The organism is Burkholderia sp. BKH01, assembly GCF_025685725.1.
GTDB classification, from domain to species: Bacteria; Pseudomonadota; Gammaproteobacteria; order Burkholderiales; family Burkholderiaceae; genus Burkholderia; species Burkholderia pyrrocinia_C.
In genome coordinates this window covers 166,138-180,396 of the sequence record NZ_JAOTQT010000014.1, presented here as the reverse complement: position 1 = coordinate 180,396, position 14,259 = coordinate 166,138, and the positions used below count along the sequence as shown (strand labels likewise).

Sequence of the window (14,259 nt, the reverse complement as noted above, 5' to 3'; positions counted from 1 at the left end):
GGCCGCGACGGCCCGACCACGCGCGTGCCGCGGCGGTCGGACTGCAGGAAGCCTTCGGCGACGAGTTGCTCGTAGACGGCGGCCGTCGTGTTGCGCGACACGCCGAGCGTCTCGGCCAGCGCGCGCGTGCCGGGCAGCCGCGTGCCGGCCGGCATCGCGCCGCCGAGAATCGCGTCGCGCACGCGGCGCAGCAACTGGCGCTGCAGCGAAGGCGCGCCCGGCGTGCGCGCCAGCGGCGCGTCGAGCGGCAGCAACGGAGAGTCGCCGGAAGGCAAGGCAGTCGTCATCGGAACATCGCAGCGTGAAAGTGTCGGAACACAGCGCACAGCTAGTGGCGCTCGGATCGTGGCACCATAAATTTGCCGATCTGTGGCGCTTTTCATGGTACCTCACCGCGACTACGATCGTCTGCATGCCGGTATGTCGCCGGCCGCCAACCGAAGCGAGATCGACCTTGTCCACGCTCACCAACGCCTTCCAGCAACCCATCGGCCACCCCGTTCCCGACTGGTCCGCGCGCCCGCGCCCCGAGCGCATTGTGCTCGAGGGCCGCTACTGCCGGCTCGAGCCGCTCGACGCCGAGCGCCACGCGGCCGACCTGTATGCCGCCTACGCGCAGGCGCCCGACGGCAGCGACTGGACCTATCTCGCGCACGGGCCGTACGCGGACGAGTCGGGCTACCGCGACTACGCGCGCGGCGCGCAGGCGAGCGCCGATCCGCTGCACTACACGGTGATCGACCTCGCCACGGGCCGCGCGGTCGGCACGCTCGCGCTGATGCGCATCGATCCGGCCAACGGCGTGATCGAGGTCGGCTCCGTCACGTTCTCGCCGCTGCTCAAGCGCACGCCCGTGTCGACCGAAGCGCAGTACCTGCTGATGAAGTATGCGTTCGACACGCTCGGCTACCGGCGCTACGAATGGAAGTGCGACGACCTGAACGCGCCGTCGCGCAAGGCGGCCGCGCGGCTCGGCTTCCGCTACGAAGGCACGTTCCGGCAGGCGATCGTCTACAAGGGCCGCAGTCGCGACACCGCGTGGTATTCGATCGTCGACGGCGAATGGCCGGCGGTGCGCGCCGCGTTCGACGCGTGGCTTGCGCCGGAGAACTTCGACGCGCAGGACGAGCAGCGCCAGTCGCTCACCGCGATCCGCCACGCGCAGGCGAGCGAGCGCGATACGGCCGCCCGCGCGAACGACGCGACGCGCGTCACGGTGCGCCCGCTCGTCGCCGCCGACGAAGCTGCGTGGCGCCCGCTGTGGCAGGGTTATCAGAAGTTCTACGACACCGCGCTGAGCGATGCCGTGTTCGCGACGACGTGGGCGCGCCTGATGGATCCCGCCGAGCCGATGTTCGTGCTCGGTGCATTCGACGCATCGGGTGCGCTGGTCGGGATCGTGCATTCGATTTACCACCGCTCGTGCTGGACCGAAGGGCCGTACTGCTACCTGCAGGACCTGTACACGGCGCCCGACGCACGCGGGCAAGGCGCGGGCGGCGCGCTGATCGAGGCCGTGTACGAACGCGCCCGCGAAGCCGGCGCAAGCCGCGTGTACTGGCTCACGCACGAAACCAACACGACCGCGCGCGCGCTGTACGACAGGCTCGCGAACAATGCCGGGTTCATCCAGTACCGGCACGATCTGAAGAAGTAACGCGGCTCCGCGGCCGGCCGGCGTTCAGTCGAGAACGTCGGCCGGATCCCTTGAAGCGTCGTCCTCGGGCGCAACGTCCGTCCGCACCGCGCCGGCCGCGCCCGGCACCGACGCCGGGAAGATCATCTCGTCGCCATTCGCGGGCACGGGCCGCCGCACCGGCCGGAACACCGGCTCGCCGGGCTCGATCGGCCGCCCCGAGATCGCGCAACGGCCCGGCTGCAACGCGACGCGCAGGCGCCAGCGCTGCTCGCCGTAATGGCAACGGCCGCTCTCGACCCAGCGAATCAGCAACCCGTCTTCACCGGCCTCCAGCACCGTGACGAACAGTTGCGGGCGCAACGGCGACACCGCGGCCGCGGCATGCTCACGAACCGGCACGCCGTCGATCGTCACGAGCGGATGCGCGACGCCGCCGCCGTGCAGCGGCATCGCATCGTGTTCGCCAGATGACGGCGCTTCGCTCGACAGGTCTTCTTCGCAAATCAGGCTTTCCATGGTGTTCGGCATGCTTGACGGGTTGACGTGCAGGTTGAACGGCACCGGCGCCGCGCTCAGCGCCGGCCCATCGGTTCGCGCAGCAGCGACAGGCCGATCGCCGCGCCGGCGACGGCGGCCGCGAGCATCAGCGCGATGCCGCCCGACCAGCCGAACGCGCCGACATCACGCCGAACACGCCGACGAACGGAAACACCGACATGATCCCGCTCAGCGATGCGAGCGAGCCGCCGAACTCGTGCTGAAGCGACGGCAATGCGATCGTCGCCTTGCCGACGTGCAACGCCGACACGATGCTCGCCAGCACGACGTTCGCGACGGCGGCCCGGTAACTGCGCGCAGGCAGCGTGGCGGCGTTGGCCGCGACAGGCGATTCGGTCATCTCCACCTCCGTTGGGGCCGCCGCGCGCAACGGGATGTCTCACGCGGCCGCGATCGGACTGGCGCACATGATACAAATTGAAGTTAACTTCAAGTAAAGGGAAAGTTGCGCAACGATGCGTTTCGCCGATCGCTGTAATGGGCCGGCGCGACAGCGACGGCATCCTGAACTAAGCTGTCGGCTTCACCCGACAACGTTGTGCACATACGCATGCCGACCGCCTCGCCCGCTCCCGACGCCACGCTTCCGCTCGACTCGGTCTGGTCGACCTTCTCCCACCGCAGGGCCGCCGTGCGCACCTTCATCGCCGGGTACTGCGCCGCGCGCAACCGGCGCGACGCGCCGCTGCACGACAGCCCGGACGGCCAGGTCGTGCGGTTCGACGTCGGCATGGGCCGGCCTTTCGAGCACTTCATGATCGAGGGTGCGCCCGCGCGCAGCGACGGCCCGTTCGCCGTCGGCGCATGGATCACGCGCTATGGCGCCGCGCCGTTGCCGCTTGCGCTGCAAGGCAGGACGCGCCGGCTGTCGGACGAGCATTTCATGGCCGCCGATATCAGCGCGCTGTCCAGCGACGACGCACTCGCGGAAGCACTCGCCTGTCACACGCCGGACGACATCGCGGCGTTCAATGCGAGCGCGTCATTCCCGCCGTTCCAGCGGAATCCGGCCGCGTTCCTGTTCGCGCACCGGTTGGACGGGCAAATCGCGGCCACCGCGCGCTACGGCTTCGCGTCGGCGCGCGATATCGTCGTCGACCGGGTCGGGACGGCGGACGCATACCGGCGCCGTGGCCTCGCCATGCAACTGCTCGCCGCGATCGTCGCGCACGCACGCCAACATGGCGCGCGGCGCGTATGGCTCGTGTCGACCGAGGCCGGTCAGCCGCTGTACCGCGCCGCCGGATTCATGCGGCTCGCGCCGGTCGCGGTGGACGAAGTCGTCGCCTGAGCGCGCATTTGACCGCGCCGGCCGTCGCCGTTCGTCTCGCGATTCGTCTCATTGCGCTGAGACGAACGTCCCAGCGTCTCATCCGGCTCTCGACTTCGCAGTCGCAGCAAACTTCGCGCACGACTCCCGCGATATCGCTTCCTGCAAACGTGTAGCGCAATAGTGCGTCGCACACTTCCAACCCTGTCCGACCACCCCGCACCGCACCGATTCACGCTGGCCCCGTTCCTGCATACCGTTCGATCGCGCAATCGCGCGACGGGCGCACCGGCAGCCATGCCTCATGCCCGACGACAACCTGACGGAGACAGCAACGTGAGTACACCGGCACCGACCACCGCCCGCAGCATGAAAGCCGCCGTCTGGCGCGGCCGCCACGACATCCGCGTCGAAGAGGTTCCCGTTCCGGAGCGCCCGCCGGCAGGCTGGGTCACGATTCGCGTGCACTGGTGCGGCATCTGCGGCTCCGACCTGCACGAATACGTCGCGGGGCCCGTGTTCATCCCGGTCGATGCGCCGCATCCGCTGACGGGCCTGAAGGGCCAGTGCATCCTCGGCCACGAATTCAGCGGCGAGATCGCCGAACTCGGCGCGGGCGTGACGGGCTTCGCGGTCGGCGACCGCGTGACGGCCGACGCATGCCAGCATTGCGGCACATGCTGGTATTGCAGGCACGGGCTGTACAACATCTGCGAGAACCTCGCGTTCACCGGGCTGATGAACAACGGCGCGTTCGCCGAATACGTGAACGTGCCGGCCGAGTTGCTGTACAAGCTGCCCGACAACTTCCCGACCGAAGCCGGCGCGCTGATCGAACCGCTCGCGGTCGGGCTGCACGCGGTGAAGAAGGCCGGCAACATCGTCGGGCAGACCGTCGTCGTGGTCGGCGCGGGCACGATCGGCCTGTGCACGATCATGTGCGCGAAGGCCGCGGGCGCCGGACGCGTGTTCGCGCTGGAAATGTCGGCCGCGCGCAAGCAGAAGGCGCTGGAAGTCGGCGCGAGCGTCGTCATCGATCCGAAGACATCCGACGCGATCGCGGAAATCAAGGCGCTGACGGGCGGCTACGGCGCCGACGTGTCGTTCGAGTGCATCGGGCACACGGCCACCGCGAAGCTCGCGATCGACGTGATCCGCAAGGCCGGCAAGTCGGTGATGGTCGGCATCTTCGAGGAGCCGACGTCGTTCAACTTCTTCGACATCGTGTCGACCGAGAAGGAAGTGATCGGCTCGCTCGCGTACAACGGCGAATTCGCGGACGTGATCCGCTTCATCGCGGACGGACGCATCGACGTGCAGCCGCTCATCACCGGACGCATCGCGCTCGGCGACATCGTCGCGCACGGTTTCGAGGAGCTGGTCAACCACAAGGACCGGAACGTGAAGATCATCGTCCAGCCCGCCGTCGCCTGACGGCGCACGCGGCCGCGGCAACGATTCGTGCCGCGGCACGCGTGCTGCCGCCCCGCCTGCCGGTGTAACCCGTTCGCCGGGCGACGCGGCCGCCTGCCGACGATTCCCCGCCGACAGCCCCATCTCCGTCGTTGCCGCCGAGGTCGAAGCCAATGCATGGCACCGGAGCAAACGGCCGTTGCGACGCCGCAATCCGGCGCGATTCTTCGATATACTGGACCGAACCCTTTTCGGGGCAACCGCGGGCAACCACGCCCGTCGCGCGTTCGCCCCAACCTGCGTGGAATTGCGTACCGTGAAACCGCGAGCCGGCCTGATTCTCGAACTCTTCGTCAACCTGTTGCTGCCCTTGGTTGCGTACCGGGTCGCACATCCGTATTTCGGCGAAACCGGCGCGCTGTACGCGTCGGCGGTTCCGCCGATCGTCTGGTCGATCGTCGAATTCGTCCGCTCGCGCCGCGTCGACGCGGTGGCGGCCATCGTGCTGCTCGGCATTGCGCTGTCGATCGTCGGAATGGCGCTCGGCGGCAGCCCGCGCACGCTGCTGATGCGCGAATCGCTCGCGTCGGGCACGATCGGCGTCGTGTTCCTGCTGTCGCTGTTCCGCGAACGCCCGCTGATCTTCTATCTCGCTCGCGCCACCGTGGCCCGCGAGATGAGCGGCGGCGCCGCGCACTTCGAATCGGTCTGGGCCGCACAGCCGGGGTTGCGGCAGATGCTGCGGCGGATGACCTTCGTGTGGGGCGCCTTCATGACGCTGGAGATGCTGCTGCGCTGCTGGATGGTCATCACCTGGCCGGTCGAGCGCGTGCTGGTCGTGTCGCCGATCATCGGCTACACCGTGTTCGGCTGCCTGCTGATGTGGACGTTCTGGTACCGGCGGCGGATGCGCGTGCGCAACAGCGTCGACATCCGGTCCGGCGACGGCGTCACCGAGGTCGCCGGACGCTGACGGCCGCGCGGCCGGCGCCGGCCCGGCGGCGCGTCGCCGCGCCTGCTGTATGATGCGCGGCGTCTTGTCCGACCTATGCCTTTCCTGTCATGTCCCTTTCGCTCCTTCCGTGCGCCACGATCTGGCTCGCCCTGTTCGCGGCCGCCGCTCTCGCGTGGCATCGCCCTCAGCACGGCCTGAGCCTAATCCTGGCCGCGCTCGGCTATGCCGGCGCGCTGGCGTTCGGCAAGCTCGAGCCGGTTGCGCTGGCATCGCTCGCGCTGCTGGCCGCGGCCGCGTGGGGCGTGTCGCCCGCGCGCCCGCTCGCGGTGCGGATCGCCGCGCACGCCGTGTTTGCCGCGCTCGCGATCGCGCTGAGCCTGCATCTGATCCCCGGTTTCCACAATCCGCTCGTGATCGCCCCGACGCGCTTCACGCCGGACGCCGTGCCGTTCACGATGTACCTGAATCTCGACAAGCCGCTGGTCGGCCTGTGGCTGCTGTGGGTGCTGCCGTGGGTCGCGCCCGACGTCGCGCTGTCGCGCGCGCTGCGCACGGGCGCGGTGGCGGCCGTCGCGACGGCCGCCGCGTGCCTGGCCGGCGCGCTCGCGTTCGGGATGGTCGGCTGGGCACCCAAATGGCCGGCGTCGGGCTGGCTGTGGCTCGTGAACAACCTGCTGCTCGTGACGCTCGCCGAGGAAGCGCTGTTCCGCGGCTACGTGCAGGGCGGGCTGACGCGCGCACTCCGCGCGTTCGCATGGGGTCCGTGGGTCGCGCTGGCAATCGGCGCGGTGCTGTTCGGCGCCGCGCACGCGGCCGGCGGTTGGCAATGGATCGTGCTCGGCACGGTGGCCGGTATCGGCTACGGCCTCGCGTGGCGGCACGGCGGGTTGCTCGCCTCCGCGCTCGCGCATGCGGGGCTGAACGTCGTTCACTTCGGCCTGTTCACCTACCCGATGCTCGACGCCGCGCGCTGACCGCGGCGCGCGGCGCCGCCCGGCGAGATACCGCTCTCAGTTGAACCCGGCGATCGCGTGCGGCACGTACGGGCCTTCGAGCGTGGCGATCTCGTCGTCGGTCAGTTTCAATTCGAGCGCGCCGAGCGCATCGTCCAGTTGCTGCGGCTTCGAGATGCCGACGATCGGCGCGGTGACGCCGCGCTTTTGCGCGACCCACGCGAGCGCGACCTGCGCGCGCGGCACGTTGCGCGCGGCGGCGATCGCGGCGACGGCGTCGACGACCGCCTTGTCCGCATCGGCCGTCGCGTCGTACAACCGCTGGCCGACGTCGTCCTTCTGCTGCCGTTCCGACGATTCGTCCCAGTTGCGCGTCAGGCGGCCGCGCGCGAGCGGGCTCCACGGAATCACCGCGACGCCCTCGGCTTCGCACAGCGGCAGCATTTCCCGCTCTTCCTCGCGATACAGCAGGTTCAGGTGGTTCTGCATGCTGACGAAGCGGGTCCAGCCGTTTTGCTTCGACGTGTACAGCGCCTTCGCGAACTGCCACGCGAACATCGACGACGCACCGATATAGCGCGCCTTGCCGGCCTTCACGACGTCGTGCAGCGCCTCGAGCGTCTCCTCGATCGGCGTGCCGTAATCCCAGCGATGAATCTGGTACAGGTCGACGTAATCGGTGCCGAGCCGCTTCAGGCTCTGGTCGATGTCGGTCATGATCGCCTTGCGCGACAGGCCCGCGCCGTTCGGCCCCGGCCGCATCCGGTAGAACACCTTGGTCGCGATCACGACGTCGTCGCGCTTCGTGAAATCGCGCAGCGCGCGGCCGACGATCTCCTCCGACGTGCCGTCCGAATACATGTTCGCGGTATCGAAGAAGTTGATGCCGGCTTCGACCGCCCGCTGGATGATCGGGCGGCTCTCTGCTTCCGGCAGCGTCCACGGGTGCGTGCCGCGCAACGGCTCGCCGAACGTCATGCAGCCCAGCACCAGTTTCGATACTTCCAGCCCGGTCGACCCGAATTTCACGTATTCCATCGCACGCCTCGTCATTGAAGTTGAGCTTGCGGCCGGATGCGCGCCGCCGTTCGGCGCGCAGGGCGCGAACGGTGCGCCGCGCATCCGCCAGACGTCGCATGTTATCCCGGCCCGCGCAAACACGCAGGGCGCGCACGCCGGCACGCCGAGCGCCTCGGGCGCCCGGTCGCAACGCGGGAAAGGACGGGCGGGTTACTTGACCTGGTCGGCGATCGGCTGCAGGAACGCGGAGAAGCCGGTCAGCATGATCTGTACGCCGATGCACAGCAGCAGGAACGCCGACACGCGCTTCGCGACCTTGGTGCCTTCGCTGCCGAGGTAGCGCGACAGCAGCGCGGCGCGGCTGTAGGTCTGCCAGATCACCACCGCGACGAGCACCGACACGGCAATCGATACGATGCTCGACAGCATGAACTCCGACAGCTTGTGCGTACGGTTCGCATTCAGCGCGATCGCGGTCGCGATCGAGCCGGGGCCGACCGTCAGCGGCATGGTCAACGGGAAGAACGCGCGCGTCATGATCGCATTCGCGTCGATCGGCTTGACCGGCGTGTCGCCGCCGCCCGGGCCGTCGGGTTCGTTCAGCATCTGCCAGCCCGCGACGGCAACCGCGAAGCCGCCGCCGATCCGCAGCGCCTCCATCGAGATCCCGAAGAAATGCAGCACGGGCGTGCCGGCGAAGAACGCGACCATCAGCACGATGAACGCGTTGAACGCCACCTTCCTCGCGAGCAGGTCGCGCTCGTGCTCGGTGAGCGCCTCGGTCCGTTCGAGAAACAGGAACGCGATGCCGATCGGATTGATGATGCCGATCAGGCCGGTGAAGCCGAACAGGATCTCGGAGATAAGGCGGTTGACGATCATCGGGCGAAGAATCGGTCGGGGCTGGGCCGGCAGCGCGCCGGGGGTCACGCATTGTAGAGCAAGCGCCCGCGCACGAGACGCAAAATGCGGCCGGGCGCGCTTCGCCGTCGATCGTCGCGATTTGCCCTTACTCGGCGCCCGCTTCCCATGCCGGCGGCCGCTTCGCGAAGAACGCGGCGAAGCCCTCCCTCGCCTCCGGCGTCGCCCGCACGCGGGAGATCGTCTGCGCGGTGAACGCCGTGCGCTCGTCCGACGGCGGATACTCGCCGATCGCGTCGAAGAAGCGCTTGATCTCCATCAGCGCGTTCGGGCCGTTGCGAGTGAGTTTGGCGAGCGTCCGGTCGAGCGCTTCGTCGAGCGCGTCGAGCGGCACGGCCTGGTGGATCAGGCCGATCGCGACGGCTTCGCCGGCGGCGAGCTGCGTCGCGGTCAGCGCGAGCCGGCGCGCCTGGCGCTGGCCGACCGCCTCGACCAGATACGGGCCGATCACGGCCGGCAGGATTCCGAAACGCGCCTCGCTGACCGAAAAGCGCGCGTGGTCGCTCGCGATCACGATGTCGCAGGCCGCGCACAGGCCCACGCCGCCGCCGAACGCGTGGCCCTGCACGCGAGCCACCGTCGGCTTCGGGCACTGCCGGATCGCGCGCATCATCGCGGCGAACCGCTCCGCGTCGCGCAAGTTCGCGGCCGCATCGTTCGCGCTCGCGCGCTGCATCCACTGCAGGTCGGCGCCCGCGCAGAATGCGCGGCCGTCCGAGCGCAGCACGATCGCGCGCACGTCGTCGCGCCGGCCGAGCGCCGTGAACGCGTCGGTCAGCTCGGCGATCATCGTCTCGTCGAACGCGTTGAGCACGTCGCCGCGCTGCAGCGCAACGGTCGCGATGCCGCGCGCATCGACCGCGACGGCCAGGGTCTTCAATCCATCCATCGAACAGGTTTCCTCGGGTAGAACGGCAAATATCGGAATCAGGCGGCCTGGCGGCGGTCGATCACGCGCCGGGCCTTGCCGGTCGCGGTCGCGGGAATGCCGCCGGCCGCGAGCACCGTCACGCCGGACGACACGCCGACCATCGTCTTGATCCGGTGCTGCAACTCGCGTGCAAGCGCCGCGCGATCGCCGTCGGTGACGGACGCCTCGGCTTCGGAGCGCAACTCGACCGCGATGTCGAGCCGGTCCATGTGACCGTCGCGCGACAGCGTGATCTGGAACTGGCCCGACAGCGCCGGCAGCGCGACGACGATCTCCTCGATCTGGCTCGGGAAGACGTTCACGCCGCGCACGATCAGCATGTCGTCGGAACGGCCCGTGATTTTGGCGAGACGGCGCATCGCGCGCGCGGTCGGCGGCAGCAGCGCGGTGAGATCGCGCGTGCGGTAGCGGATCACCGGCATCGCCTCCTTCGTCAGCGACGTGAACACGAGCTCGCCGTGGCTGCCGTCGGGCAGCACTTCGCCCGTGACGGGATCGATGATCTCCGGATAGAAATGGTCTTCCCAGATCACCGGGCCGTCCTTCGTCTCGACGCATTCGCACGCGACGCCCGGGCCCATCACTTCCGACAGCCCGTAGATGTCGAGCGCGTCGATGCCCACCCGCGTCTCCACTTCCTCGCGCAACGCCTGCGTCCACGGCTCGGCGCCGAAGATGCCGATCTTCAGCGACGACTCGGCCGGGTCCATCCCCTGCCGCACCATCTCGTCGATCAGGTTCAGCATGTACGACGGCGTGACGAGGATGATCTTCGGCTCGAAATCGCGGATCAGTTGCACCTGCTTCTCGGTCTGCCCGCCCGACATCGGCACGACCATGCAGCCGAGCCGCTCCGCGCCGTAGTGAATCCCGAGGCCGCCCGTGAAGAGGCCATAGCCGAACGCGTTGTGCAGCGTGTCGCCCGGGCGTCCGCCGGCCGCGCGGATCGAACGCGCGGTCACGTTCGCCCACGTGTCGATGTCGCGCGCCGTGTAGCCGACCACGGTCGGCTTGCCCGTCGTGCCGCTCGACGCGTGCACGCGCACGACCTGCTCGCGCGGCACCGCGAAGAGCCCGAACGGATAGTTGTCGCGCAGGTCGTTCTTCGTCGAGAACGGGAATTTCGCGAGATCGGCCAGCGTCTTCAGGTCGTCCGGATGCACGCCCGCCGCATCGAACGTGCGCCGATAGTGCGGGACGTTGTCGTATGCGTGGCGCAGCGACCACTTGAGGCGCTCGAGCTGCAGCGCCTGCAGTTCGTCGCGGCTGGCGGTCTCGATCGGCTCGAGGGCGGCGGCGGGATGCGTCGGGTGAGTCATCGGGGTGCTCCTCCAATGGAGTGATGTCGTTATCGTGTTCGGGGTAATCGGAGTGGCCGGGGCCGGCGGCTACGACCGGAACGTGCGGCCGGCCGCATGCAGCGCGGCGATGCGCGGCGACACGCGATAGCGGTCCTCGCCATAGCTCGCCGTGAGGTTCGACAGCACGCGAAACACGCGGCCGATGCCGATCGCATCGGCCCACGCGAGCGGGCCGCACGGGTAGTTCACGCCCTTCTCCATCGCGAGATCGAGATCGGCGGGCGAACACACGCCCTGGTTCACGGTGTCGGCCGCCTCGTTCGCGAGCATCGCGACGGTACGCATCGCGACCATCCCCGGCACGTCGGCCACGCCGACGACGCGAAAACCCGCCTGCTGGAACAGGCCGACCGCGTCCGCATAGGCCGCATCGCTGCACTGAAGCGCACGTGTCAGCGCGACGAGCCCGGCCTGCGCGTAATCGCGCGCGAGGTCGACGAGCACGAGATCGGCCACGCCCGTTTGCGCGGCGCGCGCGGTCGCCGTGCGGCCGTCGGTCAGCGCGATCGATGCGCGGCCGGCCGTCGCGAGCAGGTCGTCCGGATGCGCGCCGGCCTGCCGCGCGAGTGCGACACGTTCGGCGAAGCGTGCGTGCAGCGCGGTGGCCGGGCCGTCCTGCGCGTACAGCGTGACATCCGCCGGCGCATCGCGCTGCGGTTCGAGATCGGGCGCGGGCGGCGTCGCGCCGGCCGCATACGAATAGAAGCCGCGCCCCGACTTGCGCCCGAGGAAACCCGCGTTCACGAGTTCCTGCTGGATCAGCGACGGCGTGTAGCGCGGGTCGTTGAAATACGCGCGGAACACCGACTCGGTCACCGCGAAGTTCACGTCATGGCCGATCAGGTCCATCAGCTCGAACGGCCCCATCCGGAAGCCGCCCGCCTCGCGCATCACCGCATCGATCGACGCCGGCGCGCCGCCCTGCTCGTTCAGCACGCGCAGCGCCTCAGCGTAATACGGCCGCGCGACGCGGTTCACGATGAAGCCCGGCGTCGATTTCGCCATCACGGGCTTTTTGCCCCACGCGGCCGCGGTCGCATACAGGACCTGCGCAACGTCGGGCGCGGTGGCAAGCCCGCTGACCACCTCAACGAGCGCCATCAGCGGCGCCGGGTTGAAGAAATGCAGGCCGGCGACGCGCTGCGGCACGCGCAGCCCGGCCGCGATCGACGTGATCGAGATCGACGACGTGTTGGTCGCCAGCAGGCAAGCATCGTCGACATGGCTTTCGAGCGTCGCGAAAATGTCGCGCTTCACGTCGAGCCGCTCGGCCGCCGCCTCGACGACCAGCGCCGCGCCAGCGAAGTCGGCCAGCGCGCGCACCGCGCGGATCCGGTTGCCGGCGGCGTCGGCCTGTGCCGGTTCGAGTCGGCCTTTCTCCGCGAGCCGCGCGAACTGTGCACGGATGCCGGCCAGCGCGTTGTCGCACGCGGCTTCGTTCAGGTCGTACAGCAGCACCGTATGGCCGGCTGCCGCCGCGACCTGCGCGATGCCCGCGCCCATCGCGCCGGCGCCGATCACGCCGACGACGGCCGACGGCGCCAGCGCGCCCGAGTTCACCGAATGTGCAGAGGAAACAGCCATCGCTTGCGATCCGTCATGAAGTGGAAGTGCGAGCGATTATAAACCGACCGGTCGGTAGATTTATGTCAGGGCGAGCCCGAATTTGTCGTGCAAGAGACCATTACGGAAACTGCAAAGACAAAAAAGTGAAGGATTGGGGCACTTTTTGTAAACCGAAAGGTCAATGAAAGCGTTCGAATATGAGATAGTGGCCCCCAAACGCCTGATAAAATTCGACAACTCGACGGATTTCAGGGGGAAACCGCGTGTCACGCCGCCACCGATGTCCATCGTCCGGTGCCCTTCCGGGGTCGGAACCGAGCGTCCGGCCGGCGCGCCGTCACGATTATTCACCCCGCCATCGGCGGCCAACCGCATCGAACCGTTTCACCCAGCGACGGGCTCCGGCCCGCCCGCGCCCCTCGCTGCCTCATCGCGGCGAACTCGAGGCAGCGCCATTACGCGCGGCCACCCTTCGGTTTCATCATCCTCGTTCGGCGGATAGTACGGCCGGGCTTCGTCACCCCGTGACGGCGCGTCGCGCGCCGCCACTCGCATAAGGAAACCCTCCATGCCGCTCTCGTCCAACCAGCTTCCGCGCTGGACCCTCTGGGCCCCGCTTGCCGCATGGCTGGTACTCGCGCTGTCGCGCGTCGTGCCGGCCGAAGGCCTCGTCATCGCGCTGTTCGCCGCCGCACTGGCCGGCGCCGTGTTCGCCGCCGTCCACCATGCGGAAGTCGTCGCGCACCGCGTCGGCGAACCGTTCGGCACGCTCGTGCTCGCGGTCGCCGTGACCGTCATCGAGGTCGCGCTGATCGTGTCGGTGATGCTCGGCGCGGGCCCCGAGAAATCGGGCCTCGCGCGCGACACCGTGTTCGCCGCCGTGATGATCATCTGCAACGGCATCGTCGGCATCTGCCTGCTGGTCGGCGCGTGGAAGCACGGCGAACAGGACTTCCAGGGGCGCGGCGCAAGCAAGGCGCTCGCGGTGCTGGCTTCCCTGTCGGTGCTGTCGCTCGTGATGCCGAATTACCTGAACGCCGCACCGGGCCCGTTCTTTTCGAAATCGCAGCTCGCGTTCGCCGGCGTGTCGTCGCTCGTGCTGTACGGCGCATTCGTGTTCGTGCAGACCGTGCGTCACCGCGACTACTTCCTCACCGAGCACGACAGCGCGAACGAATCAGTGCACGCGGCGCCGCCGAGCAGCCGCACCGCGCTGATCAGCCTGCTGCTGCTGTTCGCGAGCCTCGTCGCGGTCGTGCTGCTCGCGAAGCTGCTGTCGCCGGCCGTCGAGCATGCGGTGCTGAAGCTCGGCGCGCCGGAAGCCGCGGTCGGCATCGTGATCGCCGCGCTCGTGCTGCTGCCGGAAGGGCTTGCGGCCGTCACCGCCGCACGTGCGAACCGCCTGCAGACCAGCATGAACCTCGCGCTCGGCTCTGCGCTCGCGAGCATCGGGCTCACGATCCCGACCGTCGCGGCCGTGTTCATCTGGGTCGGCCAGCCGCTCACGCTCGGCATCGGCGCGATGGAAACCGTGCTGCTGGCGCTCACCTTGCTGGTCAGCACGCTGACGCTCAGCCAGGGGCGCACGACGGTGCTGCACGGTGTCGTGCACCTGTCGCTGTTCGCCGCGTACCTGTTCCTGTCGATCACTCACTGACGCCAATATGCGCGC

General features: G+C 68.9%; 13 protein-coding genes and 1 pseudogene. 6 read left to right on the top strand and 8 right to left on the bottom strand.

What is annotated here, in order from left to right; translation table 11 throughout:
• The coding region (locus OEJ37_RS21120; RefSeq protein WP_263345373.1) for a winged helix-turn-helix domain-containing protein at positions 1-287 on the bottom strand (287 nt) is incomplete at its 3' end.
• Positions 288-454: 167 nt separating this feature from the next.
• Between OEJ37_RS21120 and OEJ37_RS21115 the strand changes: the two genes are divergently transcribed.
• Positions 455-1,657: a GNAT family N-acetyltransferase gene (locus tag OEJ37_RS21115; RefSeq protein ID WP_263345371.1), complete on the top strand. Its 1,203-nt coding sequence runs from the start codon at positions 455-457 to the stop codon at positions 1,655-1,657.
• A gap of 24 nt (positions 1,658-1,681) precedes the next feature.
• Here OEJ37_RS21115 and OEJ37_RS21110 read toward each other — a convergent pair whose 3' ends face one another.
• Positions 1,682-2,167, bottom strand: coding sequence for a DUF3331 domain-containing protein (locus OEJ37_RS21110; RefSeq protein WP_263345369.1), 486 nt, complete (start codon positions 2,165-2,167; stop codon positions 1,682-1,684).
• Between the two features lie 145 nt (positions 2,168-2,312).
• A pseudogene (locus OEJ37_RS21105) lies at positions 2,313-2,537 on the bottom strand (MFS transporter); the annotation flags it as partial.
• 210 nt (positions 2,538-2,747) lie between these two features.
• Here OEJ37_RS21105 and OEJ37_RS21100 point away from each other — a divergent pair.
• From OEJ37_RS21100 to OEJ37_RS21085, 4 genes are all read left to right on the top strand, one after another.
• Positions 2,748-3,488 (top strand): GNAT family N-acetyltransferase, encoded by a 741-nt coding sequence (locus tag OEJ37_RS21100; protein WP_263345366.1) that lies wholly within the window; start codon positions 2,748-2,750, stop codon positions 3,486-3,488.
• A 348-nt stretch (positions 3,489-3,836) separates the two neighbouring features.
• Positions 3,837-4,901: a 2,3-butanediol dehydrogenase gene (locus OEJ37_RS21095; RefSeq protein ID WP_263345375.1), complete on the top strand. Its 1,065-nt coding sequence runs from the start codon at positions 3,837-3,839 to the stop codon at positions 4,899-4,901.
• A 295-nt stretch (positions 4,902-5,196) separates the two neighbouring features.
• Positions 5,197-5,853 (top strand): VC0807 family protein, encoded by a 657-nt coding sequence (locus OEJ37_RS21090; protein ID WP_263345364.1) that lies wholly within the window; start codon positions 5,197-5,199, stop codon positions 5,851-5,853.
• 89 nt (positions 5,854-5,942) lie between these two features.
• A complete protein-coding gene (locus OEJ37_RS21085; protein ID WP_263345362.1) occupies positions 5,943-6,809 on the top strand; it encodes a CPBP family intramembrane glutamic endopeptidase in 867 nt (288 codons plus the stop codon).
• A gap of 36 nt (positions 6,810-6,845) precedes the next feature.
• Here the strand turns inward: OEJ37_RS21085 and OEJ37_RS21080 are convergent, their stop codons facing one another.
• The 5 genes from OEJ37_RS21080 to OEJ37_RS21060 all read right to left on the bottom strand — a co-directional run bounded on the left by OEJ37_RS21080 (position 6,846) and on the right by OEJ37_RS21060 (position 12,605).
• Entirely contained in the window at positions 6,846-7,826 is a 981-nt protein-coding gene (locus OEJ37_RS21080; protein WP_263345360.1) for an aldo/keto reductase, read from the bottom strand.
• Between the two features lie 192 nt (positions 7,827-8,018).
• Complete coding sequence (locus OEJ37_RS21075) at positions 8,019-8,690, bottom strand: MarC family protein (RefSeq protein ID WP_263345358.1); 672 nt, start codon at positions 8,688-8,690, stop codon at positions 8,019-8,021.
• Between the two features lie 127 nt (positions 8,691-8,817).
• Positions 8,818-9,618, bottom strand: coding sequence for an enoyl-CoA hydratase-related protein (locus tag OEJ37_RS21070; RefSeq protein ID WP_263345357.1), 801 nt, complete (start codon positions 9,616-9,618; stop codon positions 8,818-8,820).
• A 38-nt stretch (positions 9,619-9,656) separates the two neighbouring features.
• Positions 9,657-10,979, bottom strand: coding sequence for a phenylacetate--CoA ligase PaaK (gene paaK, locus OEJ37_RS21065; RefSeq protein WP_263345355.1), 1,323 nt, complete (start codon positions 10,977-10,979; stop codon positions 9,657-9,659).
• 69 nt (positions 10,980-11,048) lie between these two features.
• The gene (locus tag OEJ37_RS21060; protein ID WP_263345353.1) at positions 11,049-12,605 is read right to left on the bottom strand and encodes a 3-hydroxyacyl-CoA dehydrogenase; all 1,557 of its coding nucleotides are present in this window, start codon (positions 12,603-12,605) and stop codon (positions 11,049-11,051) included.
• A gap of 550 nt (positions 12,606-13,155) precedes the next feature.
• On the opposite strand from OEJ37_RS21060, the gene OEJ37_RS21055 reads away from it, so the two are divergent.
• Positions 13,156-14,244, top strand: a complete 1,089-nt coding sequence (locus tag OEJ37_RS21055) for a calcium:proton antiporter (RefSeq protein WP_175918090.1) — start codon at positions 13,156-13,158, stop codon at positions 14,242-14,244.
• Positions 14,245-14,259: the final 15 nt, after the last annotated feature.

What these genes read in the sequence shown, in the direction of transcription:
- OEJ37_RS21110 (WP_263345369.1), bottom strand. Translation starts at nt 2,167, where the DNA reads ATGCCGAACACCATGGAAAGCCTGATTTGCGAAGAAGACCTGTCGAGC.
- OEJ37_RS21100 (WP_263345366.1), top strand. Translation starts at nt 2,748, where the DNA reads ATGCCGACCGCCTCGCCCGCTCCCGACGCCACGCTTCCGCTCGACTCG.
- OEJ37_RS21095 (WP_263345375.1), top strand. Translation starts at nt 3,837, where the DNA reads ATGAAAGCCGCCGTCTGGCGCGGCCGCCACGACATCCGCGTCGAAGAG.
- OEJ37_RS21085 (WP_263345362.1), top strand. Translation starts at nt 5,943, where the DNA reads ATGTCCCTTTCGCTCCTTCCGTGCGCCACGATCTGGCTCGCCCTGTTC.
- OEJ37_RS21080 (WP_263345360.1), bottom strand. Translation starts at nt 7,826, where the DNA reads ATGGAATACGTGAAATTCGGGTCGACCGGGCTGGAAGTATCGAAACTG.
- OEJ37_RS21075 (WP_263345358.1), bottom strand. Translation starts at nt 8,690, where the DNA reads ATGATCGTCAACCGCCTTATCTCCGAGATCCTGTTCGGCTTCACCGGC.
- OEJ37_RS21070 (WP_263345357.1), bottom strand. Translation starts at nt 9,618, where the DNA reads ATGGATGGATTGAAGACCCTGGCCGTCGCGGTCGATGCGCGCGGCATC.
- paaK (WP_263345355.1), bottom strand. Translation starts at nt 10,979, where the DNA reads ATGACTCACCCGACGCATCCCGCCGCCGCCCTCGAGCCGATCGAGACC.
- OEJ37_RS21060 (WP_263345353.1), bottom strand. Translation starts at nt 12,605, where the DNA reads ATGGCTGTTTCCTCTGCACATTCGGTGAACTCGGGCGCGCTGGCGCCG.
- OEJ37_RS21055 (WP_175918090.1), top strand. Translation starts at nt 13,156, where the DNA reads ATGCCGCTCTCGTCCAACCAGCTTCCGCGCTGGACCCTCTGGGCCCCG.